We start from the raw sequence: 25,432 nt of genomic DNA, 5'->3' as shown, positions 1-25,432 counted from the left end.
TCACTCCTCCCGGTCCGGTGCGGTGAAGTCCGTTGCGAACTGCAGGAGCAGGCGAGCCCCGAATCCGGTCGCGCCGCGGGTTCGCCAGGAGTCGTCCTTCTCCACCTGCATGGTGCCTGCGATGTCGAGATGCGCCCACGGCGTCTTGCCTGCGAAGTGGTCGAGGAAGAGCGCGGCCGTGATGGTCCCGGCGAAGGGGCCTCCGAGGTTCGAGATGTCGGCGATGTCGGAGTCGAGCTGGGGACGGTACTTCCGCACCAGCGGCAACTGCCATACTTGCTCGTCCGTCTCGTCCGAGGCAGCGCGGACCGCATCGATCATCCGGTCGTCGTTGCCGAGGAGCGCGGCGACGTGCCCGCCGAGGGAGACGAGCGCGGCTCCGGTGAGCGTCGCGATATCGACGATCGCGTCGACCCGATCCTCGTTGGCGAGTGCGAAGGCGTCGCTCATGGCGAGCCGTCCCTCGGCATCGGTGTTCTTCACCTCGATCGTGGTGCCGTTCCGCGCGGTGAGCACGTCGCCGAGCTTATAGGCGGTGCTCGAGGGCATGTTGTCCGTGCACATCAGCCACCCGACGACCTCGACCGACGCGCCGGCATCGCGCAGTCCGGTGAAGGCGCCGAGCACGGCCGCGGCCCCGCCCATGTCCATCTTCATGAGCAGGTGCATCGGGTCCGACGGCTTCAGACTGATGCCGCCGGAGTCGTACATGATGCCCTTGCCGATGAGGCCGAGTCTGCCGGTGGGCTCTTCCTCGGGGCGGTAGCGCAGCACGATCATGCGCGGCTCCTCGATGGAGCCCTGATTGACGCCGAGCAGTCCGCCGCAGCCCAGATCGATGAGCTGCTGCTTGTCATGAACCTCGACGTCGAAGCCGAACCTGTCGCCCAGCTCGACCGCTATCTCGCCCATGTTCGTGGCGGTGAGGTGCCCGGGCGGAGTGTTCGCGAGATCCCGTGCGACGACCGCGGCGCGCACCGCCACGAGCCCGGTATCGACCGCACCCCGGTCGGCCTCGTCAGCGCCCTCGATGACGAGTTCGGTCAGGTCGATCCGCTTCGCGTCCGATTGCAGCACCGAGTAGCGGTACCGCGCGAGCAGTGCGCCCTCCACGATGGACCGCACGAGCACGGTCCGATCCAGTGCCTCCGCGACGAATCGCACAGCGATGCTCGCCCGCGAAGCCGCCGCGCGCACCAGGGCCGCGGCCCCGTCACGCACGCCGGCGGCGGTCAGTTCCGCGGTCTCGCCGAGGCCGACCGCGATGAGATCCGGCTCCTCGGATCGGGGCAGCAGGAGGGTCTGGCCGGGCTTCGCCTCGAAGCCGAGACTGGTCAGCGCCTCACGGGAGAGACCGATCTGCGCCGGGACGTCGGCGTCCGCGGTGACGCCGACGCCGAGGACCTCCGGCTGCGCATCCGCCGCGCCGAGTCGCACCTGCGCGAGACCGAGGGCGTCGAGGCCGGGAACGGTGGCGAGGTCGTTCGGGATGAGCTTGTTCGGGCTGCGTTGCATGAGTTCTGCTCCTTCGTCGATCGGGATGGACGGCGGGCGGTCAGCCGCCGAGCTGGACGGGGGCGCCCGGCCCCCACGGGATGCCGGTGAGGAACCAGACCACGTAGAGCGCGGTCCAGGAGAGGAAGATCCAGACGGCGTACGGGATCATGAGCGCGATGATGGTGCCGATACCGGCGTCCTTCCGGTACCGCTGCGCCACGGTGACCATGAACGGCAGGTACACCATCAGCGGGGTGAGGACGTTGACGGGCGAGTCGCCGACGCGGTAAGCGGCGAGCAACGTCTGCGGGGCGACATCGAGCGACGCGAAGATCGGGATGAACACCGGCGCGAAGATCACCCACTTCGGCACCAGACCGGGCAGGATGAAGTCGAGCAGCACGATCACGACGATGAACGCGACCAGCAGCACGATCGCAGGCACGTTCGCCTGCTGCAGCAATTCCGCAGCGGACACCGCGGCCACAGTGGGCAGGTTCGACCAGTTGAACAGGGCGATGAACTGGGCGATCATCAGGAACATCACGAGCAGCCCACCGAGGCTGGCGAAGGTCTTCGCGATCGCGCCGACCGCGGCGGATCCGCCCCTCAGCGTCCGCGCCCCGGCCCCGTAGGCGACGCCGCAGACGAGGAATCCGAGCGAGATGATGAACACGAGGCTCGCCATGAAGGGGGTGGTGCCGATGATCGCGCCCGTCTCGGGGTCGCGCAGCGGAGCACCTGGAGGAGCTGTGAGCGCGGCGATGACGACGATGAAGCCGATCAGCGCCCAGAACGCGAACTTGAGGCCCCGAGCCTCGGCGTCATGGTCGATCTCGTCATCGCTCTCAGCACCGGCGTACTGGGAGCGATCGTAGGCCCCGAGCCGTTTCTCGGTGACGAAGACCGTGACGAGCAGCGCGACGATCGCCATGAGGATCGATGAGGCGACGGAGAAGTAGTAGTTCTGCGTCACCTCGAGCGTCTCCATGCCCGCGGTCGCGAGCACCTCGTTCGTGATCTCGACGAGCATGCTGTCCGTCGGCGTGATCAGCAGGTTCACCGCGAAGATCGCGCCCACGCTCGCGAACGCCGCCGCGAGTCCCGCGAGCGGATGCCGGCCGACGGTGAAGAAGGCGGCTGCGGCGAGCGGCACGAGGATCAGGTATCCGGCGTCGGTCGCGACAGAGGAGAGCACGCCGACGAAGATGAGGATGAACGCGAGCCAGCGACGCGGGGCGACCTTCACCACTCGCCGGATGAGGGCGCCCATCATGCCCGCGTGCTCGGCCACGCCGACGCCGGCCATCGCGATCAGCACCACGGCGACGACACCGAATCCGGCGAAGTTGTCGACGAAGGAGGTGAAGAAGAAGCGGAGCCCGTCGACCGAGAGCAGGTTCTGCACCTCGAAGGTCTGTTCCTCGACGATGTAGTCCGGCACCTCCGCCGGTTCGCCCGTGGTGGAGTCGTAGATCGACCACGTACCGCCTAGATTCTCATTGATCTGCGAGAACTCGTCTTTCGGCACGGGCGTGACGACCTCGTCCGTGACCGACACCCCGGCCCAGGACAGGAGGGCCGAGAGCACTGCGATGAGCCCGATGAGGTAGACGAACATGATCGTCGGGTTCGGGATCCTGTTCCCGACCTTCTCGATCCAGTTCAGAAAGCCTTTTTGTTGCGCCGCGGGGGCGGCGTCGGCAAGGGCGTCCATGCGATGGCCCCTCCTTTCTGCTGCGGAGCTCGGCGCTCTTGCGGAATTCACAGGAGCCTGTGAGGCCATGATTTCGAGTGCCGCGAGACCCGGCAAATCACACCCCCCAGAACATGGGGTGTCCGGTATGAGCCTCCCCTTCCGCGCGACTACGCTCAGCAGCTATGGACCCGATCGTCGTCGTTCTCGTCATCCTGGCGCTGGCGGTGATCGCGTTCATCTCCAATGCGGTGCCGCTCGGGGTGACCGCCATCGGGGTGTCTCTCGCGCTGTACCTCACCGGCGTCCTCGACCTCGGATCCGCGCTCGCAGGGTTCGGAGATCCGACGGTGCTGTTCATCGCGGCGCTCTTCGTCGTCAGCGAGGCATTGGAGGCATCCGGGATCATCGCGTGGGCCGGGCAGCAGGTCATCTCCCGGGCGGGCGCACGACGTGTCCCGCTCACGATCGTGCTGTGCCTGCTCACCGCGGTCGTCACGGCCCTGATCAGCGTGAACGGATCGGTCGCGGCGTTCCTGCCGCTGGTCGTAGTGGTGGCGACACGGGCCGGCATCGCCCCGTCCCAGATGCTGCTGCCGCTCGCGTTCTCCGCGCACGCCGGTTCGATGCTCGCCCTCACCGGCACCCCGGTGAACATTCTCGTCTCCGAAGCGGCCCGCGACGCCGGAGCCCGACAATTCGGGTTCTTCGAGTTCGCCCTCGCAGGGCTCCCGCTCGTCGTCGGCAGCGCCGCGATCATCGTGCTGCTCGGGCCGCGCCTGCTCCCGAAACGACCGCCCTACCGCGCTCCGCTGGATCTCCAGCAGTTCGCCAGGCTCCTGCGTGCCGAATACGACCTCGACGGAGACGCTTTCACTGTTTCAGCAGAACGCGGCGTCACCGAAGTCCTCGTCTCCCCTCGGTCGCCGCTGATCGGCCTGCACGTCTACCCGGGGATGTGCACGCCGAGCGGAGACCTCGTCATTCGCGCCGCCCGCAGAGGCGATACCCTGCTGTCCGGAGCAGGCATCCGGCTCCAGGCCGGGGATGTGCTCCTGCTCGACGGCGCCTGGGAAGACCTCACCCGGCACACGTCAGACGGTCGCGAGGTACTCGTCGTCGAGCGTCCCGATCGCCTGCGCCGCAGCGTGCCGCTCGGCCGCGGAGCGAAACGGACGCTCGCCGTCACAGCGGGTATGGTGATGCTCCTCGTCACGGGAGTCGTTCCTGCGGCCGTCGCCGGCCTCCTCGCCGCATGCGCGCTCATCATTCTCAAGGTGATCACTCCGGCCCAGGCGTACCGGGCGATCTCCTGGACGACGGTCGTGCTCGTCGCCGGCATGATCCCGCTGTCTGCCGCGTTCCAGTCGACCGGTGCCGCGCAACTCATCGCCGACCAGCTCCAGTCTCTGGTCGGCGGGTTCGGGCCGACCGCAGCGCTCGGGGCGATAGCACTCGTCTCCCTCATACTGGGGCAGCTCATCAGCAACACCGCGACCGTGCTCATCATGATCCCCATCGCGACCGCGCTCGCCGACGGCATGCACGTCTCCCCGCTGCCGTTCCTCATGGGCCTCACCGTCATCGGCGCTGCGGCATTCCTCACCCCGGTCGCCACGCCGGCGAACCTGATGGTGATGGAACCCGGCCGCTATCGCTTCGGGGACTACTCGAGGTTCGGGCTGCCGTTTGCGGCTCTGTTCTTCCTCGTCGCTGTGTTCTGGGTGCCGCTCATCTGGCCGTTCCGGATCTGAGCGCCCGTCACGCGCCCGGAATCAGCCCGTCCTCTCGCGCGCGCCTGAACAGATCGATCTTCGTAGGTGCGGGACGATCCACCGCGGCATAGCGCCGCCTGATCCGTTTGATGTGGTCGATCACGGTCTCCACCGAGATCCCGAGGAATTCGGCCACCCGTTCGGCGGTCTCCCCCGAGGCATAGAGGGAGAGGACCTCCGTTTCGCGCTGCGTCAGCCCGGCGGCCTCGAGGTTCGGGTCGGACTCGAGCGCGGCGGCCCAATCGGCCGTGGAGACCACGTCGCCCGCTACAGCCCGGCGCACCGCCTGCGCAACCGCCTCCGGTGTCTCCGATTTACGCACCATGCCGGCCACGCCTGCGCGCGCCGCCTCTCGGATCAACCCGGGCCGGTCGCCGGCGGTGTACGCCAGAATCGGAACCGGGTTCTTGGCGTTCAGAGCGGCGATGTTCTGAGCGGGCGTCGTTCCGTCATTGAGCGTGAGGTCCAGCAGCACCACATCGAATGCTTGCCGCCGAGCGAGAAGCTCTCGCACGGTCTTCCCTGCGGCAACGACACGGAGGTCCGGGCGAGCATTGAGCACGGTCGCCGTCCCGAGCGTCATCGCAGGATGATCCTCGACAATACCGATGCGAATCATCCGCTCAGGCACCTCACTGTTCGGAGCTTGCGAGCCGACGGCTCCTAATCTTTACACATGATTCTATGCGTTCGGGTGGTCGACGGATGGGGCGGATAGCTTCCTCGACTCCCGGCTGATCAGCGTGGTGGGGCAGGGCGTTGGAGTACGGGTGCGCTGTTGAAGACTTCGTGACGCAGCTATGTCCTCGAGGGCCAGGTTTAGTCCTCGAGGGCCTGGTTTAGTCCTCAAGGAGCTGGTTGTCAGCCGAGCGCTACCAGGATTTTGGCGCCGGCTCCGTTGCGCAGCGCTTGGATCGCTTCGACGACGTCATTGAGCTGAGTCTCGTCGACCCACCCGGTGGTGTCGTAGACGCCCCTGGCCATGGCGCTGATGACGGTGTCGAAGTCGTCGGGGCGGTGGCCGACGGCGCCGACGATCTCAGTCTCTCCCATCATCAGTTGGGTGGGCAGGAACTCCATGGGTTGCTCGTGGAGCGCGACCACCACCAGCCGTCCTCCTGGTGTCAGGCTCGTCAATGCCGAATTGATAGCGGCACCGGCCCCGGCAGCGTCAATGGCTACGTCGACGCCCTGTCCGTCGGTGAGCGTCGCGACTGCATCGGCGAGGTCGGCGTTGACCGGGTCGACGACGGTGGCGCCCAAAGATGCGATGATCGCGCGACGCTGCTCGCTCGGTTCTGATACGAGCACCCGCTCTACTCCGCGCGCCTTGAGCGCGAACCAGACCCCGATCCCGATGGGTCCGGCTCCCGCGACGAGTGCGGTGCCTCCGGCGACCACACCGCTTCGCTCGACGGCGTGCCAGGCGACGGCCATCGGTTCGACGAGCGCGCCCATCTGCAGGCTGACGTTCTCGGGGAGGACGTGCAGGTTCGAGGCATCCACGACGGCGTATTCGGACAGACCTCCTCCGTTGGCGCTCGCGCCGAGGGACGCCATGAGAGGGCAGGCGAAGAAGATCCCCGCACGGCACGCCGCACACTCGCCGCAGGAAGCCACCAGCGGGTAGACCGCGGCTCGGTCGCCGACGCGCACCTTCGTAACGCCTTCGCCGACCTCGACCACCGTACCGGCGAACTCGTGGCCGAGAGTCTGCGGAAGCTTCGCCCCCGTGAGCGGATGTGGTTGGTTCGGGTCGAGCGGGAGTGTCTCTGGGTGGTAGAAGAAGTGGAGATCGGAGCCGCAGATCCCTGCGTAGGCGTTCTGCAGCTTCACTTGACCGGGGCCGGGCGTCGGCTCGGCGACCTCTTCGACTCGGAGGTCTTCCTGGCCGTAGAGCAGCGCTGTCTTCATGTGTGTACCGTTCTGGTCGGAGTGGATTTCGTGTGGCATTCTGGGCGGATCGACGGCCGGATTACGCGGTTTCGGCGTCGATGAGGTCGGCCGCGCGTGCACCCATCATCATCGCGGTCGCGTTCGGTCCCCTGCGCAGCAGATCCGGGGCGATGGACAGGTCCACGACACGGAGATTGTCGATGCCGTGCACGCGGCAGCGCTCATCGACCACGGTGCCCGGGTCTGACGAGGGCCCCATCTTGCAGGTGCCCATCAGGTGTCCGCTGGGGGCGGGGTTGAGCAGCATCCAGCGATCGAGATCCCGGTCAGATCCGATCACGTCAACAAGCTGCGGGGAGATCTGCCTGACCATCGGAGCGAACGCGGAGGTGCGCATCAGCTCGACGGTGAATCGGATCGCCTCACGCATCCGCCGGCGGTCCTCCGGATCGCTGAAGGAGCGATGCTCCGAGCGCGGGAACACGGACGGGTTGGCGGAGGTCAGAGTCATTCGGCCACGGCTGAGCGGATTGAGTACGGACACGATGAACGCGTTCGCTCCCATGGACGAGGTCATCCGGACCATCGATGACAGGTCGGCTCTCCGTACAGCCTTGAACGCACCGATCGGGTGGCTCGCCATCGAAGCCATGGCTTTGGCCTGCGAGATGCCCGCGGCCCTGCCCATCGTGGCGTCCATCAAGGGCAGAGTCATCGGCATGATCTCGAGATCGCTCCCGAAGTCCGAACCCTCGGCTGTCCGGTGCGCTACTGCTTCGATGAGGGCGGTATCGTTCGGCACGGGGAGAGGGACATCTGCGGCCTTGTACCCGACAAGCACTTCCGCATGGTCCATGAAGTCTCTCCCGACGCCGGGAAGATCCTGCACCACGGTGATGCCGTGGGCGAGCAACTCGTCAGCGGGACCGATACCCGACAGCATCAGCAGGTGAGGACTCTTCGCAGCCCCGGCCGACAGGATGATCTCCTCTCCGCGGATCACCTGGCGTTTGCCGCCGACGACCGCCCGGACTCCGACGGCTCGCCGGCCCTCGATGAGCACTCGCTCCACCAACGCGTGACCACGTACGGTGAGGTTGGGGCGACCTCGTCGTGGCGTCAGGTGAGCCATGGCCGAGTTGAATCGCACTCCATCTTGGATGTTCGCCGGCAGGGCACCGACACCGTCACCGGTGTGAAGTCCGTTCTTGTCGCGATCCTCCTCGACGCCGAGATCTAGGCATGCTTGGAAGAAGTGCTCGCTGATCGGGCTCATCTGCCCGGGCATCGCCCGGGTGATCGGCAGGGGGCCTGTGGAACCGTGCGCGGCCTCGTCGGCACCGAACTCGCGGTCGCTCTCTCCCTCGCGGAAGAACGGAAGGACCTTATCGAAGGACCACTGCGGGTTTCCCGATTCCGCCCACCGATCGAAGTCCGCGGCTAGGCCACGCACGTAGTACGCACCGTTGACCGAACTGCCCCCGCCGATAATCCGTCCACGCGGCAACGGCATCCGCGCACCGGCCGTCCATTGGGTCACGATCGGCCACCCGAACGGCGAACCCGGAGCCAAGGCGGACGACACGTTGGCCCGTCGGATTTCCAGCGGGAAGTCCTCGATCCGCGCGTAGTCGGGACCCGCTTCGAGCAACAGTACCGATCTGCCGGCGGTATCACTCAGCCGACCGGCCAAGGCGGCACCCGCAGATCCTCCGCCGACGACGATGACATCGTATTGCTCCATGACAGCTCCCTTGCTCGTCCGTGTCGCCCATGCACCTAGCCTCTATTATTGTCAGTCACAGACATAATGCAAGGATCCGCAGTTGCGACACGGTGCACCTGAGAGGATCGAAGAATGACAGACGCCGCAGATGACCTATCCGAGGGAGCCCGGACCCGGGGACGCCCTCGCTCCACGAGCGCTCACGAGTTACGCAGTATCGGTCTGAGGATGTTCACCGACCACGGGTTCGAGAACACCACGGTCGCGCAGATCGCCAGAGAAGCTGGGATCACCGAGCGAACGTACTTCCGCTACTACAACTCGAAGGCCGCCTTGTTAGGGTCCCTGTTCGAGTCACAGAAACGTTCCCTCCAGGCGGAACTGGACACCGCACCCAGCGGCCTTCCGATGATGGACGCCCTCCGCCATGCCGTCATCGCGGGCATTCAATACCCGGAGCTGGACAACCCCGAGCAACGCATGCTCGTCAATCTCCTCGCCTCAGAACCAGCGCTCAACGCCGTCGCAACCGACTACCTAGCGGCCTGGGAGCACATCATCAGCGAGTTCGCCGGAAAACGACTAGGGCAGCCAGCTACGTCGCTCTATTGCGTCGTCGTCGGGCGAACAACGCTCGCCGCCTGCCGCGCAGCATTCGAGGAATGGGCCGCGCATCCCGACGACACCCTGGCCAGCTACCTCGATTCCGCACTCATCGCTCTGGCAAGGGGATTCGGTTCCAGTTCTACAACCTAAAAAGCCGCGGAAACCCTTGAGTTTCCGCGGCTTTGTGGTCGGGATGACAGGATTTGAACCTGCGACCCCGTCGTCCCGAACGACGTGCGCTACCAAGCTGCGCCACATCCCGATTGCGTTTTTCACGCGAGGATTACTCTAGCGCGTTCCCCGCGAAAAACGAAAACGAGGCGCGCGGGAGCGGCCGGAACACCCGCTGACTCGAGCCCGGCGATGCCGCATCCCGCCGGCCGGGGCAGACGTGCCGACCCACGCTATAGTCTTGCTGCGTTCCCGTGACGGCCGCAGAGAACCGGAGATCCCATGGCATCGCTCACCCACTACCGCGGCGGGCGCATCTTCACCGCCGACGATGAGCAGCCCTGGGCCGAGTCCCTGCTGGTGCAGGGCGGCAGGATCCGCTTCGTCGGCTCCACCCTCGCCGCCGACCAGCTGGCAGCGCACCATCCCGCTGCCGCCGACGTAGTCGAGCTGCACGGCGCGCTCGTCGTCCCCGGCTTCGTCGAGGCGCACAGCCATCTCGTCAACCTCGGCCGCTCGCTCTCGCAGGTCGACCTGCTCGATGCACCCGACCTCGCCGAGGTGCAGCGCAGGGTCTTGGAGGCGGTCGACGCCGCACCCGACGCCGACCGTATCCTCGGCCGCAGCTGGCTGCTGGAGCCGCTCGCCGGGGCGCAGCCGGATCGCCGCATGATCGACGCGGTCGTCGCCGACCGGCCCGTCTACCTGGTGTCGAACGATCTGCACTCGGGCTGGGTGAACACGGCCGCTCTGCGCGAGCTCGGTATCGATCGGGAGACTCCGGATCCCGAGGGCGGCACGATCGTGCGCGACGCAGAGGGCGAGGCGACCGGACTGCTGCTCGAGACCGCGGCGCTCGTGCTCATGCGCGGGGGCGTCGAGCGTCTCGAGGACGACACCGTTCGCGACACGGCGGTGCTGCGGGCCCTCGAGAGCTATCGCGCGGCGGGCACCACCGCGGTCGCCGATCTCGGCCTGCGCCGCGCCGAGTTCGAGGCGCTCGAGCGGGCATGGGACGCAGACGCTCTGCCGATCCCCGTCGCCGGCTACCTGCGCGTCGAGACCTCCGCCGATCCGCGTCTGCTGCGCGAGCAGCTGCAGCGGGCCGTCGAGACCCGTGACCGCATCGCGGCCCGAGCCCTCGAGCGCGGTGAGCGCGATCCGATGCTGCGCATCGCGGGCATCAAGGTGTGGATCGACGGGGTCATCGACAGCGGCACGGCGGCCATGTCCGCGCCGTTCTCCGACGGTTCGCAGCCCGCTCCGCTGTGGACCCGCGAGCTCCTCGAACCCGTCGTCGTCGCGGCGGACGCCGCCGGCCTGCAGGTCGCGATGCACGCCATCGGCGACGCCGCCGTGAACCTCGCCCTCGACGCGATCGAGGCAGCCAGACGCGCGAACGGCGGCGACGGCCCGCGGCACCGGATCGAGCACCTGGAGTTCGTGGATCGTCGCGCCGCCCACCGGATCGCAGCGTCGGGCACGGTCGCCTCCGTGCAGCCCGTGCACTCCGACCCGGCGGTGCAGGGCGCCTGGCGGCGGCAGCTCGGCGACGACCGCGTCGAGCGCGGCTACCCGTGGGCCGAGTTCGAGCACGCCGGGGCGCTGATCGCGCTCGGAACCGACGCGCCCACCGCCCCGTACGCCCCGCTTCCGAACATCTTCATCGCGGTCACGCGCCGCTCCCCCGGCCGCCCCGACCTCCCGGCGAACCACCCGGCGCTGCACCTGGAGCTCTCGCGAGCCCTGGTCGCCGCGACCCGCGACGCCGCGGTCGCCTGCGGGTGGGGCGACAGCCGAGGTGTACTCGGGATCGGGCGCCGCGCCGACTTCGCCGCGCTCGACGTCGACCCCTTCGCCGACGGTGCGGAGGTGCTGCGCGAGGCGACACCGGTGCTCACGGTCGTGGGCGGCGAGGGGTTCCCGCGCACCTGAGGGCCCGAACCGCTGAGCGCCAAACGCAAAAACGGGAGTCCCGAACTGCTGCCTCCGTCACATTCGAGACAGCAATTCGGGACTCCCGTTTCGCAGCGCGCCTACTTCTGGTTCTTGAGACGCGACGCGGCGCGGGCGCGGGCGGTCGCCTCGAGCTCGACCTTGCGGATGCGCACGTGCTCGGGGGTCACCTCGACGCACTCGTCCTCGCGGGCGAACTCGAGGCACTCCTCGAGCGTGAGCTTGCGGGGCGGCGTCATCGACTCGAAGGTATCGGCCGTGGAGGAGCGCATGTTGGTGAGCTTCTTCTCCTTGGTGATGTTCACGTCCATGTCCTCGGAGCGCGAGTTCTCACCGATGACCATGCCCTCGTACACCTCTTCGGTGGGCTGCACGAAGAAGCTCATGCGCTCCTGCAGGTTGATGATCGAGAACGGCGTCGCCACACCCGCGCGGTCGGCCACGATGGAGCCGTTGTTGCGGGTGGTGATGGTGCCGGCCCACTCGCCGTAGCCGTGGGCGATCGCGTTGGCGATGCCGGTGCCGCGCGTGATGGTCATGAACTCCGAGCGGAACCCGATGAGACCGCGCGAGGGCACGATGAACTCCATGCGCACCCAGCCGGTGCCGTTGTTCACCATGTTCTCCATGCGGCCCTTGCGCGCAGCCAACAGCTGCGTGATCGCGCCGAGGTGCTCCTCGGGGGTGTCGATCGTGAGGTGCTCGTAGGGCTCGTGCTTCTTGCCGTCGATCATCTTGGTGACCACCTGGGGCTTGCCCACGGTCAGCTCGAAGCCCTCGCGGCGCATGTTCTCGACGAGGATCGCGAGCGCGAGCTCGCCTCGGCCCTGCACCTCCCAGGCGTCGGGGCGACCGGTGTCGACGACGCGCAGCGACACGTTGCCGATGAGCTCGCGGTCGAGGCGATCCTTGATCATGCGCGCGGTGAGCTTGTGACCCTTGATCTTGCCGACGAGCGGCGAGGTGTTCGCGCCGATGGTCATCGAGATGGCGGGCTCGTCGACCGTGATGGTCGGCAGCGGGCGCACGTCCTCGGCGTCGGCGATGGTCTCGCCGATCGTGATGTCCTCGATGCCGGCGATCGCGACGATGTCGCCGGGGCCGGCCTTCTCCGCCGGGTAGCGGGTGAGTGCCTTGGTGAGCATGAGCTCGGTGATGCGCACGTTCTGCACGCTGCCATCGTGCTTCACCCAGGCGACAGTCTCGCCCTTCTTGATCCACCCGTTGTGCACGCGCAGCAGCGCGATGCGGCCGAGGAACGGCGAGGAGTCGAGGTTGGTGACGTGCGCCTGCAGCGGGTGCTCGTCGTCGAAGCTGGGGGCGGGCACGCGCTCGAGGATCGTCTCGAACAGCGGCTCGAGGTCGGGGTTGTCGGGCAGGGCGCCGTCGGCCGGACGGTTGTGCGACGCGGCGCCGGCGCGGCCCGAGAGGTAGACGGTGGGCACGTCGAGCACGGCGTCGACATCGATGTCGGGGTGATCCTCCGAGAGGTCCGAGGCGAGACCGAGCAGGAGATCCTGCGCCTCGCCCTCGACCTCCTCGATGCGCGCGTCGGGGCGATCGGTCTTGTTGACCGCGAGGATCACCGGCAGCTTCGCCTCGAGCGCCTTGCGCAGCACGAAGCGGGTCTGCGGCAGCGGGCCCTCGGATGCGTCGACGAGCAGCACGACGCCGTCGACCATCGACAGGGCGCGCTCGACCTCGCCGCCGAAGTCGGCGTGACCCGGGGTATCGACCACGTTGATGACGATGGGGCCGTTCTTCGCGTGCGCCCCCTCGTAGGTGATCGCAGTGTTCTTCGCGAGGATCGTGATGCCCTTCTCGCGCTCGAGGTCGTTCGAGTCCATGACCCGGTCGTCGACCTCGGCGTGCGCGTCGAAGGAGTTGGTCTGACGCAGCATGGCGTCGACGAGGGTGGTCTTGCCGTGGTCGACGTGTGCGACGATGGCGACGTTGCGGAGGTCTTCGCGAGTGGCGAGAGCCATAGATGGTTCCTAACGAACGTGAAACAGCGAACGTTCAATGATACATGGCGAGCCTGCGAACTCCCCTGGACGCCGGGGAACCGGCCCGGCGTGCGAACCCGGCCCGGCGCCGAACGTTTCTCAGCGGCCGAGGCGCGCGGCGAGACCGGCGGCCGCCTCGAGCACGAGCAGCGCCGCGAGGCGGACCGTGCGACCGTCGGCGGCATCGGCGCTCGCGTCGACCTCGGCGATGTCGATGCCGCGCACACGCGCGTCGGAGGCCAGCAGACGGGTGGCGATCCGCAGTTCGTCGGCGCCGATGCCGCCCGGGATCGACGCCGGGCATCCCGGCGCCACCGAGCGGTCGCAGACATCCACGTCGAGATCCACATGGATCGGCCCGCCGCCCGCGCCCGCGACCTCGAGCGCCTCGTCGACGATCTCGGCGAGGGGGCGGGTGCGCAGTTCGTCGCGGTGGATCACCGTGACCCCGAGATCCTTGGCCCGCTGCCGGTAGGCCCGGGAGTTCGCGAAGTCGGCGATCCCGATCTGCACGATGCGCCGCGGATCCAGCCCGGCCTCGACGAGCCGCCGCACGGGTGAGCCGTTGCTGCGCCCGTCGCGCAGGTCGTGGTGCGCGTCGAGAGTGATGAGGCCGGCCGTCGCGAGGTCGTCGCCCGCGACGCCGAGCGCCGCGGGCACCGTAAGGGCGTTGTCGCCGCCAAGCGCGACGAGCAGCTGCGCGCTCGCGGCGAGCTGCTGCACGCGCTCGACGGCCGCGCGCTCCCCCGCCTCGGTGTCGGGATCCGCGAGGTCGCCCGCGTTGACGATCCTGAGCGCCTCGTCGAGCACCCACTCGGCCTCGTCGCCGCGCTCGCCCGGCGCTCCCTGGGCGACGAGGTGGCTGGAGTAGCGGCGCAGCGCCTCCCGCACCGCGGCCGGGGTCTCGTGCGCGTTGCTCGGCGAGAGCGAGGTCTGCGAGGTGGGGATGCCCACGATCACGAGGTCGGCCGGCGCGCCGTCGACGGGCGGCCAGGCGCCGGTGCGCGGCCATGCGGGATCGTGCGAGAGCGGACGTGCTTCGGGGGCTTCAGTGCTCATGCCTGCGACGCTAACAGCCCCGGGTGCGGGGGCAGCGCCGATCCGCCGCCCACCGTCTGTAATCCCGGACGCAACGCGCGCGAAACCCCTGGAACGCGGCCCTCCGCTGCGATGTGATCGAACACATGAACGCGAACGCATCCGCTGCACCCGCCGCATCCGCCGTCGAGCTCGGCTCCGCTCCCCTCACCGTCGCAGACGTCGTGGCCGTCGCGCGCCACGACGCGCGGGTCGAGGTGTCGGCCGAGGCCCTCGCCCGCGTCGCCGAGAGCCGCCGCATCATCGAGGATCTTGCGAACGACACCCGCCCTCACTACGGCGTCTCCACGGGCTTCGGCGCGCTCGCGAAGGTGCAGATCCCCGCGGAGAAGCGCCAGCAGCTGCAGCGGAGCCTGATCCGCTCGCACGCCGCCGGCGCCGGCCCCGAGGTCGAGCGCGAGGTCGTGCGCGCCCTCATGCTGCTGCGCCTGAACACCCTCGCGAGCGGGCGCACCGGCGTGCGGCCCGAGGTCGTCGAGACCTACGCCGCGATCCTCAACGCCGGCATCACACCCGTGGTGCACGAGTACGGCTCCCTCGGCTGCTCGGGCGACCTCAGCCCGCTGGCCCACTGCGCTCTCGCGCTGATGGGCGAGGGGTCGGTGAGGACCGCGAAGGATCCGCAGGCGGCACCGATCCCCGCCGCCGATGCGCTCGCCTCGGCCGGCATCCGCCCCCTGGTGCTCGCCGAGAAGGAGGGCCTCGCCCTCATCAACGGCACCGACGGCATGCTCGGCATGCTCTGCCTCGCACTGCACGACTTCACCGCGCTGCTGCGCACCGCCGACGTCGCGGCCGCAGCGAGCGTCGAGGCCCTCACCGGCACCGACTCCGTGTTCGCCGCCGATCTGCAGGCCCTCAGGCCGCACCCCGGTCAGGCCGCGGCGGCCGCGAACATGCGCGCGGTGCTCGAGGGATCGGGTCTGATCCAGCGCCCCCGCGACGGCGAGTTCACGCGGGTGCAGGACGCCTACTCGCTCCGCTGCGCCCCGCAAGTGCACGGCGCCGCACGCGACACCGTCGGCCACGCGGCGCGCGTCGCCGAGATCGAACTGGTCTCGGCCGTCGACAACCCGGTCGTCACCCTCGACGGCCGCGTCGAATCGAACGGCAACTTCCACGGCGCACCCGTCGGCTACGTGCTCGACTTCCTCGCGATCGCTGCGGCCGATGTCGCCTCGATCAGCGAGCGCCGCACCGACCGCTTCCTCGACGTGGCGCGCAACCACGGCCTCCCGCCCTTCCTCGCCGCCGACGCCGGCCTCGACTCGGGCCTCATGATCGCGCAGTACACGGCGGCCGGCATCGTGTCCGAGCTGAAGCGTCTCGCAGCGCCCGCGTCGGTCGACTCGATCCCGTCGTCCGCCATGCAGGAGGACCACGTCTCGATGGGCTGGCACGCGGCCCGCAAACTGCGCCGCGCGCTCGACGGCCTCGCGCGGGTGCTCGGGATCGAGCTGCTCGCCTCGACGCGGGCCCTCGACTTCCGCTCCGCCGATCCCGAATCCGGCTCGCCGGCTGCCCCGACCGCGGCGGTGCACGCGCTGTTCCGCAGCCGCATCGCCGCGCCCGACACGGACGGCTTTCTCTCCCCCGACATCGCGGCGGCGCACGAGTTCGTCGCGAACCGGAGCGTGCTCGACGCCGTCGAGGCCCGGCTGGGCACCCCGCTCGCCTGAGAATGGATATCGAGGCAGCCTCTCGCCGTCGAGACCGTCTGCAATACCGACGGCTGCAGGCGGTCTCGACGGGAGGAGCCCGAGTCGAATCCGCGGGCGCCGCGGGAGCACGGGGCGAGGTGAAGGCGCGGCGCGCGGGGCGGAAAGGTAGGCTTCGATCCATGGCGACTCCGAAGGTGCCCGCGGCGGATCACACGCTGCGCATCCTGAGCCTGCTCGCGGGTTCGCGGGGGCCGCTGCCCGCCAGCATGATCGCGGCCCAGCTCGAACTGCCCCGGTCGACCGTCTATCACCTGCTCGCCACGCTGCAGGAGCACGGCTTCGTGATGCACCTCCCCGAGGAGAAGCGCTACGGCCTCGGGATCGCCGCGGTCGAACTGAGCTCGGCCTACGCCCGCCAGGAGCCGCTGGCGCGCATCGGACGCCCGCTCCTGGCAGCCCTCGTCGACCGGGCGCGCATGAGCGGACACCTCGCGGTGCCGCACGGGCGCGACGTGCTCTACGTGATCGAGGAGCGGGCTCCGGGCTCGCCCCCGCTCATCACCGACGTCGATGTGCGCCTGCCCATGCACCTCACCGCGAGCGGGCGCGCGGTGCTCGCGGCACTGCCGAAAGCGCAGGCCCGTGCACTGTTTCCAGATCAGAACGCCTTCTCGCACCGGCACGAATCGAACGACGGCATCGACCGCTACTCGAAGCTGCGCGCTGTGCTCGACGAGACCGTGACGCGCGGCTTCGCGCTCGAGCGCGGATCCGTCACGCCGGGGCTCACCTCAGTCGGCGTGCCCGTGCTCGACCATCGAGGCTGGCCCGTCGCAGCGATCGCCGTGACGTTTCCCGACGAGCAGATCGCCGACGACGCACTCGCGGGTCTCGCAGACGATGTCCGGCGAACCGCGGAGACGCTTTCGACCCGCATCTACGGCCGGGCCGCCGCGACCGCGCGGTGATCCGGATCCGCGCACTCCCCGCCATACAGCGAGTCGGCCTCGCGCCGCATGCGGCCCCTCCCCCTCCCGGCCCCGCAGCGAGCCGGCCAGAAATTATCGAGTCGGCCCAAAACTTGCGTGAATCGTGGGCCGGCTCGCACAGAACGGGCCGGCTCGATCACCGCGGGGCGCGATCCTCCTACACGATCCGCGCTCCGGCCCGCCACACCGCCGCGGTGAGCGGCATCCCCGGCCGATAGGCCAGGTGGGTCGCCGACGGTGCCTCGAGCAGCTGCAGGTCGGCCCGGGCACCGGGCTCCACGACGCCGACGCGCGGTTGAGAGACGCCGCGCGGATCCCGCCAGCCGTCCTCGTGCATGCCGAGCGCCATCGCGCCCCCGAGTGTCGCCGCGCGCACGGCCTCCTGCACCGTGAGCCGCATCTGCAGCACGGCGGTCGCCACGCAGAAGCCCATCGAGCTGGTGTACGACGTGCCCGGGTTGCAGTTCGACGCGATCGCCAGCACGGCTCCCGCGTCGAGCAGTTCGCGAGCCGGGGCCAGGGGCACGCGGGTCGAGAGGTCGCACGCCGGCAGCACCGTGGCGACGGTGCCGCGCGCCCCCGACCCGGATCCCGATCCCGACCCGGAGCCCGATCCCGACCCGGATCCCGATCCCGACCCGGAGCCCGCTCCCGACTCCAACCCCGCGACGTCGCGCCACGAGCCGGCCAGCGCCGCGATGTCGTCGTCGCTGAGGTATCCGAGGTGGTCGACGCTGAGGGAGCCGTGCTCCACGGCCAGCTGCACGCCGGGTCCGTGGCCGAGCTGGTTGCCGTGCACGCGGGTGTCGAGGCCGGCGGCGAGCGCCGTCTCGAGCACGCGGCGCGACGCGGCCTCGTCGAAGGCGCCGGTCTCGCAGAACACGTCGACGGCGCTCACGTGGGGTGCGACGGCGTCGAGCATCGGGCCGGTGACGAGGTCGAGATAGGATGCGGGATCCTCCCCCGCCGGCACCACGTGCGCCCCGAGAAAGGTGATCGCGTCGACCTGCTCACCCGCGAGGCGGGCGGCGCGCACCTCGTCGGCGACGGTGAGCCCGTAACCCGTCTTGGTCTCGAGCGTCGTGGTGCCGCCGCGTCGCGCCTCGGCGACGAGCCGCTCGAGGTTCGCGGCGAGCGTCGCGTCGGACGCCGCCCGTGTCGCCTCGACCGTCACGTTGATGCCCCCGGCGGCGTAGGCCTCGCCCGCCATGCGCGCCTCGAACTCCGCGGTGCGGTCGCCCCCGAACACCAGATGCGTGTGCGAGTCGACCCAGCCGGGCAGCACCGCGCGGCCCGCGGCGTCGAAGCGCTCGTCCGCGGCCGGGGCCGCTGCCGCCGGGCCGACCCACGCGATCCGCTCGCCGTCGATCAGCACGGCGGCGTCGTGCAGGCGGCCCCCGATCCCCTCCCCGATCTCCGGGTCGTTCGTCGTCAGCTCGCCGATGTTCTCGATCAGCAGTGTGCGAGTCATCACTCTCCCAGCCTTCGCCGCACGCGGCCTACCAGGCGCGGTCGTGGTTGCGGATGGTCGGCGGCAACGGCACTCGCACCCCGCGTTCCGCGGCGGTCTCGGCGGCGCGCTCGTAGCCGGCGTCGACGTGCCTGATCACCCCCATGCCCGGATCGTTGGTGAGCAGGCGCTCGAGCTTCTCGGCGGCCAGCTCCGTGCCGTCGGCCACCGACACCTGGCCGGTGTGGATGGAGCGCCCCATCCCGACCCCGCCTCCGTGGTGGATCGACACCCAGGTCGCCCCGGAGGAGGCGGCCGTCAGCGCGTTGAGCAGCGGCCAGTCGGCGATCGCGTCGGATCCGTCGGCCATCGCCTCGGTCTCACGGTACGGCGAGGCGACCGATCCCGAATCCAGATGGTCGCGGCCGATGACGATCGGGGCCGAGACCCGGCCCTCGGCGACCAGCCGGTTGAAGAGCAGACCGGCCCTGTGGCGCTCGCCGTAGCCGAGCCAGCAGATGCGGGCGGGCAGTCCCTCGAACTCGACGCGCTCCTCCGCGGCGTCGAGCCAGTGGTGCAGATGCGCGTTATCGGGGAACAGCTCCTTGAGCGCCTGGTCGGTGACCCGGATGTCCTCGGGATCGCCCGAGAGCGCCGCCCAGCGGAACGGTCCGAGGCCCTCGCAGAACAGCGGCCGGATGTAGGCGGGCACGAAGCCGGGGAACTCGAAGGCGCGATCATAGCCGCCCTTGCGCGCCTCGTCGCGGATCGAGTTGCCGTAGTCGAACACCTCGGCGCCCGCGTCCTGGAACTCGACCATCGCCCGGACGTGCGCGGCCATCGACGCCTGCGCGTCGCGGGTGAACTGCTCGGGATCGGCCTCAGCCCGTTCGAGGCGATCCTCGACGCGGTATCCGATCGGCAGATACGAGAGCGGGTCGTGCGCGCTGGTCTGGTCGGTGACGAGGTCGATCGTGATCTCGCCGGCGCGGTGACGGCGCAGGATCTCGGGGAACACCTCCGCCGCGTTGCCGACGAGGCCGACCGACCAGCCGCGCTGCTCGCGCTTCGCCCGCTGCACCGTGGCGAGCGCCTCATCGAGATCACCCGCGATCTCGTCGAGGTAGCGCTTGCCCGCCCGTCGTTCGAGCCGGGTCCTGTCGACGTCGACGATGAGGCAGGCGCCGTCGTTGAGCGTGACCGCGAGCGGCTGGGCGCCGCCCATGCCGCCGCAGCCGGCCGTCAGCGTGATGGTGCCCGCGAGGGAGCCCTTGCCCTCGACCGCCTCGATGCGGTTCTGCCCCTGCAGCTTGCGGCCGGCGGCGGCGAAGGTCTCGTAGGTGCCCTGCAGGATCCCCTGGGTGCCGATGTAGATCCACGATCCCGCAGTCATCTGCCCGTACATCATGAGGCCCTCGGCCTCGAGCTTGCGGAACTCGGGCCACGTCGCCCAGTCGCCCACGAGGTTCGAGTTCGCGATGAGCACGCGCGGCGCCCACCTGCTGGTGCGGAACACGCCGACCGGCTTGCCCGACTGCACGAGCAGGGTCTCGTCCTCCTCGAGGTCGCGGAGGGTGTCGACGATCGCGTCGTAGGCCTCCCAGCTGCGGGCGGCCCTGCCGGTGCCGCCGTAGACGACGAGGTCGTCGGGGCGCTCGGCGACCTCGGGGTCGAGGTTGTTCATGAGCATGCGCAGCGGGGCCTCCGTCTGCCAGCTCTTGGCCGTGATCTCGGTACCGCGCGGGGCGCGGACGGGGCGGGCGCCGGGGAGAGCCATGGGTGATCCTTTCGTCGGGTCCGCGGGAACGCGGGATCATGTCCCCATTCCAGCGCGCCGGACGGCCGACGACAATGCGGTTCACCGGGGAGGCGTCCGGGATCACGGACACTCCGCGGATCGTATACCATCGGAAGGATGATGGCACGCGACCGACTCACGCCCGGATTGCTCGCGGTGCTCTCCTTCCTCGCGGCCGTCGGTCCCTTCGCGACCGACATGTACCTCGCATCGTTCACGTCGATCGCGGTCGACCTGGGGGCGGTGCCCTCCTCGGTGCAGCTCACCCTCACCGCCTTCCTCGTCGGCATGGGCACCGGACAGCTGCTGCTCGGCCCGCTCTCCGATCAGTGCGGCCGGCGCCCAGTACTCGTGATCGCCCTCGGCGTCTTTGCCGCCTCGAGCATCGCGATGGTGTTCTCGCCGAACATCGGCATCTTCATCGCGCTCCGCGCCGTGCAGGGAATGTCGGGGGCGGCGGGCGTCGTCGTCTCCCGGGCCATCGCCGTCGACCTCACGAAGGGCGCCGACTCGATCCGCGCGATCAGCCTCATCGCGATGTTCGTCGGGCTCGGCCCGCTCCTCGCGCCCCCGATCGGCGGCGCGATCCTCACCCTCGGCGACTGGCGCGCGGTGCTCGCAACCCTCGCCGCCATCGCCACGGCGATGTTCGCACTCGCGCTGATCCTCGTCCCCGAATCACTGCCCCGCGACCGCCGCGCGTCGTCCGGCGTGCGCACCGCGGTGCGCAACTTCGGCAGGCTGCTCGGCGACCCCCGTTTCCTGCTGCTCACCTGCGTATTCGGGCTCGGGTTCGGCAGTATGATGGCCTATATCTCGGCTTCGCCCTTCGTCGGGCAGACCATGCTCGGCATGCCGCCGCTGCTCTACTCGCTCGCCTTCGCGGCGGGCGCGTGCGCGATGATCCTCGCGAACATGGTGAACGCCCGTCTGGCCGGCAAGGTGCCCGCCTCCCGCATGCTGCTCATGGGCAGCGTGCTCTCGCTCGCCTCGGGCGCGACTCTCACCGCCTCCTCGCTCAGCGATACCCTCTCGCCGCCGCTCTTCATCGTCTGCGCCTTCGTACTCACCGGAGGCACCGGGCTCATCATGTCGAACGCCAGCGCGCTCGCGCTGAGCCTGGCCGAGGCGTCTCGGGGAGCAGGATCGGCGCTGCTCGGTGCCGCCCAGTTCGCCGTGGGCGGCCTCGCGTCTCCCCTCGTCGGTGCCTGGGGCGAGCACACGGCCCTACCGATGGCGGCGTTCGTGCTCGCGGCCTCGGTACTGGCGTGCGCGGGCGCGGTCGTCTACGTGCGCGGCCGGGCCTGAGCGACCCGTTCCAGCACCGATCGACGTTCGCGCACCTGTTTCCACGAGATCGAGGTGCGTGAACGTCGATCGGTGCATTCGGCTGCGCGCGAGCCCGGACCGGAGTCCCGGCCGGGCCCGCGTGCTCAGCCCACCCCGAGCTCGATCTGGGCGCCGGGGATCGCCGCGAGCAGGTTCTTCGTGTACTCCTGCTGCGGGTTCTCGAACACCTCCTCGGTGGTCGCCTGCTCGACGATGCGCCCCTGCTGCATCACGCACACGCGGTCGGCGATGAGCCGCACCACCGCGAGATCGTGCGTGATGAACAGGTAGGTGAGCCCCAGCTCCTGCTGCAGCTCGGCGAGCAGATCGAGGATCTGCGCCTGTACCAGCACGTCGAGCGCCGACACGGCCTCGTCGAGCACGAGGATGTCGGGCTTGAGCGCGAGCCCGCGCGCCACCGCGACGCGCTGCCGCTGCCCGCCCGAGAGCTCGTTCGGGTAGCGGGTCGCGAGCTCGCGCGGCAGGGCGACCTGGTCGAGCAGCTCGAGCATGCGAGCCCGACGGCTCGCCGCGTCGCCGACACCGTGGATCTTCAGCGGCTCCATGATGGTGTTGCCGATGTTGTGCAGCGGATCGAGCGATCCGTAGGGATCCTGGAAGACGGGCTGCAGCGTCCGCCGCAGATCGAACAGGTTGCGCCCCGAGATGCCCGCGGTGTTCTGGCCCGCGATCCGCACCTCTCCCGAGGTCGGCTTCTCGAGCTGCAGCACCATCTTCGCGATGGTCGACTTGCCCGAGCCCGACTCCCCGACGAGCGCCATGGTCTCGCCGCGGTTCACCGTGAACGACGCATCCGCTACGGCGTGGAAGTCCTCGAAACCGAAGTTGCCCTTGCGGATCTTGTAGACCTTGCCGAGCCCCTTGACCTCGATCATCGGCTCGCCGTGCTTCACGGTCGGCTTCTCCTCATCGGCGAGCGCCGCGAGATCGAACGACTCGGTGGGCGCCGGCGGCAGCTCGGAGTCGGAGCCGATGCGCCGAGAGGCGAGGCTCGGCGCGGCGGATACGAGGCGCTTCGTGTACGGGTGCTGCGGGTGCTGCAGGATCTCGCGGCTCGGCCCCGACTCCACGATGTTGCCCTTGTACATGACGATCAGCTTCTCGGCGCGCTCGGCCGCGAGGCCGAGGTCGTGCGTGATGAACACGACAGCCGTGCCGAGCTCGCTCGTGAGCGACTCGAGGTGGTCGAGCACCACCCGCTGCACCGTCACGTCGAGCGCCGAGGTCGGCTCGTCGGCGATCAGCAGCTGCGGGCTCGCCGCGAGGCCGATACCGATGAGCGCGCGCTGCTTCATACCGCCCGAGAACTGGTGGGGGTACTGCTTCATGCGCTGCTCGGCGTTCTGCAGGCCGGCCTGCTCGAGCACCTCGACGGCGCGCTGCTTGACCTCCTTGCGCCCCTTCGCGAGCCCGTTGGCGCGGATCGCTTCCTCGACCTGGAACCCGACCGACCAGACCGGGTTGAGGTTCGACATGGGATCCTGGGGAACGAGGCCGATCTCGCGGCCGCGGATGCGCTCCATGTCGCGGCGTCCGATGCCGACGAGCTCCCGCCCGTTCCAGGTCACCGAGCCGTCGGTCGTGCGGCCGGTGCCGGGCAGCAGGTTGATCACGGCGTGCATGGTGGTCGACTTGCCGGATCCCGACTCGCCGACGATGGCCACGGTCTCACCGGGGTACACGTCGAACGAGACGCCGTGCAGCACCTCGTTCGGCTCCTTCTTCGAGCCGAAGGCGACCCTCAGGTCGCGCACGCTCAGCAGCGGCTGCGCGCCCTGCTCGTTCTGGTGGGTGCCTGCGTTCATCGACGGGCCCTCGCCTTCGGGTCAAGCGCGTCGCGCACGACCTCGCCGAGCAGGATGAACCCCAGCACGGTGACGGTGAGCGCGAGCGACGGGTAGATGAGGGGCATCGGATCGGTCCGCAGCGAGAGCTGCGCGGCGCTGATGTCGTTGCCCCAGCTGATGAACTCGCCCGGGGGCAGGCCGACGCCGAGGAAGGACAGCGTCGCCTCGGCCACGATCGCCGACGACAGCGAGAGCGTCGTGACGACGATCGCGGGCGCCAGGGCGTTCGGCAGCACGTGCCGCACGAGCGTTGCGAAGCGGGAAAGGCCGAGAGATGCCGCTGCCATCACGAAGTCGGCGTTCTTGACCCGGAGGATCTCGCTTCGCACGATGCGCGCCGTGATGGGCCACTGGAAGCCGCCGATCGCGAAGGCGATCACGAGCGGGTTGCGGTAGTCCTGCATCACGCTCATCACGACGACGGCCGCGAGGATGTAGGGGATCGAGAAGAAGATGTCGCCGAGGCGCGAGAGCACCGTATCGGCCATCCCGCCGAAGAAGCCGGCGAGCGCCCCCGTGATCGTGCCCACCACGAAGGTGATGAGGATCACGATGAGACCGACGGAGACCGACGTCGAGGCGCCGTAGATGATGCGCGCGTAGACGTCGTAGCCCTGCTTGGTGAAGCCGAGCGGGTGGCCCGCGGTGGGTTCGCCGTTGGAGTTCGCGAGCGAACTCGCGCGCGGATCCACCTGCGTGAACATGCCGGGGAACAGCGCGACGAGCGCGACCACCAGGATGATCACGAGCGAGATCCAGAACATGGGGCGGCGGCGCATGTCGCGCCACGCGTCGAGCCACAGGTTCGACTTCTTCTCCTTGATGCGCACGGCATCGACGGGGGCTACCGGCACCTCTTCGACGGGAGCGACGAAGTGCTCGATGGGCGGGCGCTGCGCGCGCCCGCGCTGGGGTGACTGATTCTGCGACTCAGGCATAGCGGATCCTCGGATCGAGCACGGCGTAGAGGAGGTCGACGACCAGGTTCACGCCGAGGTAGATGAGCACCATCACGGTGACGAAGGAGACGACGGTCGAGTTCTCGCCCTTCAGGATGGCCTGGAAGAGCACGTTGCCGACACCGGGCACGTTGAAGATGCCCTCCGTGACGGTCGCGCCGACCATGAGCACGCCGAAGTCCGTGGCGGTGTTGGTGATCGTCGGGATGAGCGAGTTGCGCAGCACGTGGACCGGCACGACCCGGTTGCGGCTGAGCCCCTTCGCGTATGCGGTGCGCACGAAATCCTGGTTGAGCGTATCGATGACCGAGGCGCGGGTGAGGCGCATGCTCGTCGCGTAGAGGCTCACGCCGAGCACGATGGCCGGCAGCAGCAGATCCTGCACCGGAGCGCCCGAGCTCACCGTGGGTTTGAACCAGCCGAGTTTGAGGCCGAGGCCGAACTGGGCGATGAACGCGATCACGAAGATCGGGATGCTCAGGAAGAGCAGGCCGATGATCAGGTTGATGTTGTCGAAGAGCTTGCCCTTGCGCAGTCCCGAGAAGAGGCCGATGATCACGGCGAGCACGAGCGAGATGGCGATCGCCATCGCGGCGAGCTTGATGGTCACCGGGAAGGTGCGGGCGAGGATCTGCGCCACCGGCTCCCCCGAGAAGCTGATGCCGAGATCGCCGACGAAGATGCCCTTGAGGTAGAGCAGGTACTGGATGAAGAAGGGCTGATCGAGATGGTACTGCTCGCGCACCCGCTCGAGCACCGCGGCGCTCGGCTGCTTGTCGCCGAACATCGCGGCGACCGGGTCGCCCGGCATGGCGAAGACCATGAAGTAGATGAGGAAGGTGGTTCCCAGCAGCACCGGGATCACCTGCAGCAGACGGAAGAGGATGTATCTCAGCATGCGCCGATACCTCCCCGTTCAGATTGGCTTGACATGTTGCGTATTCTCTCGCA

The 25,432-nt window shown here is 69.1% G+C and carries 18 protein-coding genes and 1 tRNA gene; 6 read left to right on the top strand and 13 right to left on the bottom strand.

Features of this window, described 5'->3' with window-relative positions; translation table 11 throughout:
- Positions 1–1,515, bottom strand: a complete 1,515-nt coding sequence (locus tag KVY00_RS13225) for a leucyl aminopeptidase (protein ID WP_223043337.1) — start codon at positions 1,513–1,515, stop codon at positions 1–3.
- Positions 1,516–1,555: 40 nt separating this feature from the next.
- Complete coding sequence (locus KVY00_RS13220) at positions 1,556–3,214, bottom strand: AbgT family transporter (RefSeq protein ID WP_223043336.1); 1,659 nt, start codon at positions 3,212–3,214, stop codon at positions 1,556–1,558.
- A gap of 164 nt (positions 3,215–3,378) precedes the next feature.
- On the opposite strand from KVY00_RS13220, the gene KVY00_RS13215 reads away from it, so the two are divergent.
- A complete protein-coding gene (locus tag KVY00_RS13215) occupies positions 3,379–4,947 on the top strand; it encodes an SLC13 family permease (protein ID WP_223043335.1) in 1,569 nt (522 codons plus the stop codon).
- Between the two features lie 7 nt (positions 4,948–4,954).
- Here KVY00_RS13215 and KVY00_RS13210 read toward each other — a convergent pair whose 3' ends face one another.
- The 3 genes from KVY00_RS13210 to KVY00_RS13200 all read right to left on the bottom strand — a co-directional run bounded on the left by KVY00_RS13210 (position 4,955) and on the right by KVY00_RS13200 (position 8,608).
- Positions 4,955–5,587 carry a response regulator transcription factor gene (locus tag KVY00_RS13210; protein ID WP_223043334.1) on the bottom strand — a complete coding sequence of 211 codons (633 nt, stop codon included), beginning with the start codon at positions 5,585–5,587 and terminating at the stop codon, positions 4,955–4,957.
- 242 nt (positions 5,588–5,829) lie between these two features.
- The gene (locus KVY00_RS13205) at positions 5,830–6,882 is read right to left on the bottom strand and encodes a 2,3-butanediol dehydrogenase (RefSeq protein WP_223043333.1); all 1,053 of its coding nucleotides are present in this window, start codon (positions 6,880–6,882) and stop codon (positions 5,830–5,832) included.
- Positions 6,883–6,943: 61 nt separating this feature from the next.
- The gene (locus tag KVY00_RS13200) at positions 6,944–8,608 is read right to left on the bottom strand and encodes a GMC family oxidoreductase (protein ID WP_223043332.1); all 1,665 of its coding nucleotides are present in this window, start codon (positions 8,606–8,608) and stop codon (positions 6,944–6,946) included.
- A gap of 210 nt (positions 8,609–8,818) precedes the next feature.
- Between KVY00_RS13200 and KVY00_RS13195 the strand changes: the two genes are divergently transcribed.
- Complete coding sequence (locus tag KVY00_RS13195) at positions 8,819–9,346, top strand: acyl-CoA-like ligand-binding transcription factor (RefSeq protein WP_223045326.1); 528 nt, start codon at positions 8,819–8,821, stop codon at positions 9,344–9,346.
- A 35-nt stretch (positions 9,347–9,381) separates the two neighbouring features.
- Here the strand turns inward: KVY00_RS13195 and KVY00_RS13190 are convergent.
- Positions 9,382–9,458, bottom strand: a tRNA-Pro gene (locus KVY00_RS13190).
- Positions 9,459–9,649: 191 nt separating this feature from the next.
- Here KVY00_RS13190 and KVY00_RS13185 point away from each other — a divergent pair.
- On the top strand, positions 9,650–11,302 hold the full coding sequence (locus KVY00_RS13185) for an amidohydrolase (RefSeq protein ID WP_223043331.1): 1,653 nt from the start codon (positions 9,650–9,652) through the stop codon (positions 11,300–11,302).
- A 101-nt stretch (positions 11,303–11,403) separates the two neighbouring features.
- On the opposite strand, the gene typA is transcribed toward KVY00_RS13185, so the two are convergent.
- Complete coding sequence (typA, locus tag KVY00_RS13180; protein WP_223043330.1) at positions 11,404–13,308, bottom strand: translational GTPase TypA; 1,905 nt, start codon at positions 13,306–13,308, stop codon at positions 11,404–11,406.
- Positions 13,309–13,428: 120 nt separating this feature from the next.
- A complete protein-coding gene (locus tag KVY00_RS13175; RefSeq protein WP_223043329.1) occupies positions 13,429–14,388 on the bottom strand; it encodes an arginase family protein in 960 nt (319 codons plus the stop codon).
- A gap of 125 nt (positions 14,389–14,513) precedes the next feature.
- Between KVY00_RS13175 and hutH the strand changes: the two genes are divergently transcribed.
- Together hutH and KVY00_RS13165 are read left to right on the top strand one after the other, a co-directional pair.
- Complete coding sequence (hutH, locus tag KVY00_RS13170) at positions 14,514–16,106, top strand: histidine ammonia-lyase (protein ID WP_223043328.1); 1,593 nt, start codon at positions 14,514–14,516, stop codon at positions 16,104–16,106.
- A gap of 161 nt (positions 16,107–16,267) precedes the next feature.
- Positions 16,268–17,056, top strand: coding sequence for an IclR family transcriptional regulator (locus KVY00_RS13165; protein ID WP_223043327.1), 789 nt, complete (start codon positions 16,268–16,270; stop codon positions 17,054–17,056).
- A gap of 178 nt (positions 17,057–17,234) precedes the next feature.
- Here KVY00_RS13165 and KVY00_RS13160 read toward each other — a convergent pair whose 3' ends face one another.
- Both KVY00_RS13160 and hutU read right to left on the bottom strand, forming a co-directional pair.
- Complete coding sequence (locus KVY00_RS13160) at positions 17,235–18,548, bottom strand: amidohydrolase family protein (protein WP_223043326.1); 1,314 nt, start codon at positions 18,546–18,548, stop codon at positions 17,235–17,237.
- A 28-nt stretch (positions 18,549–18,576) separates the two neighbouring features.
- Positions 18,577–20,304 carry a urocanate hydratase gene (gene hutU, locus KVY00_RS13155; protein WP_223043325.1) on the bottom strand — a complete coding sequence of 576 codons (1,728 nt, stop codon included), beginning with the start codon at positions 20,302–20,304 and terminating at the stop codon, positions 18,577–18,579.
- Positions 20,305–20,442: 138 nt separating this feature from the next.
- Here hutU and KVY00_RS13150 point away from each other — a divergent pair, with 138 nt between their 5' ends.
- A complete protein-coding gene (locus KVY00_RS13150; protein WP_223043324.1) occupies positions 20,443–21,633 on the top strand; it encodes a multidrug effflux MFS transporter in 1,191 nt (396 codons plus the stop codon).
- 125 nt (positions 21,634–21,758) lie between these two features.
- On the opposite strand, the gene KVY00_RS13145 is transcribed toward KVY00_RS13150, so the two are convergent.
- The 3 genes from KVY00_RS13145 to KVY00_RS13135 are packed head-to-tail and all read right to left on the bottom strand — an operon-like array spanning position 21,759 to position 25,379.
- Complete coding sequence (locus KVY00_RS13145) at positions 21,759–23,480, bottom strand: dipeptide ABC transporter ATP-binding protein (protein WP_223043323.1); 1,722 nt, start codon at positions 23,478–23,480, stop codon at positions 21,759–21,761.
- The gene (locus tag KVY00_RS13140; protein ID WP_223043322.1) at positions 23,477–24,460 is read right to left on the bottom strand and encodes an ABC transporter permease; all 984 of its coding nucleotides are present in this window, start codon (positions 24,458–24,460) and stop codon (positions 23,477–23,479) included. Before KVY00_RS13140 ends, KVY00_RS13145 begins: the two co-directional genes overlap by 4 nt.
- Positions 24,453–25,379 carry an ABC transporter permease gene (locus KVY00_RS13135; protein WP_223043321.1) on the bottom strand — a complete coding sequence of 309 codons (927 nt, stop codon included), beginning with the start codon at positions 25,377–25,379 and terminating at the stop codon, positions 24,453–24,455. Before KVY00_RS13135 ends, KVY00_RS13140 begins: the two co-directional genes overlap by 8 nt.
- Positions 25,380–25,432: the final 53 nt, after the last annotated feature.

The sequence above is a fragment of the Leucobacter tenebrionis genome (genome assembly GCF_019884725.1).
GTDB classification, from domain to species: domain Bacteria; phylum Actinomycetota; class Actinomycetes; order Actinomycetales; family Microbacteriaceae; genus Leucobacter; species Leucobacter tenebrionis.
Note: the sequence above shows the minus strand (reverse complement) of the source record. Positions and strands in the feature narration are given on the sequence as shown.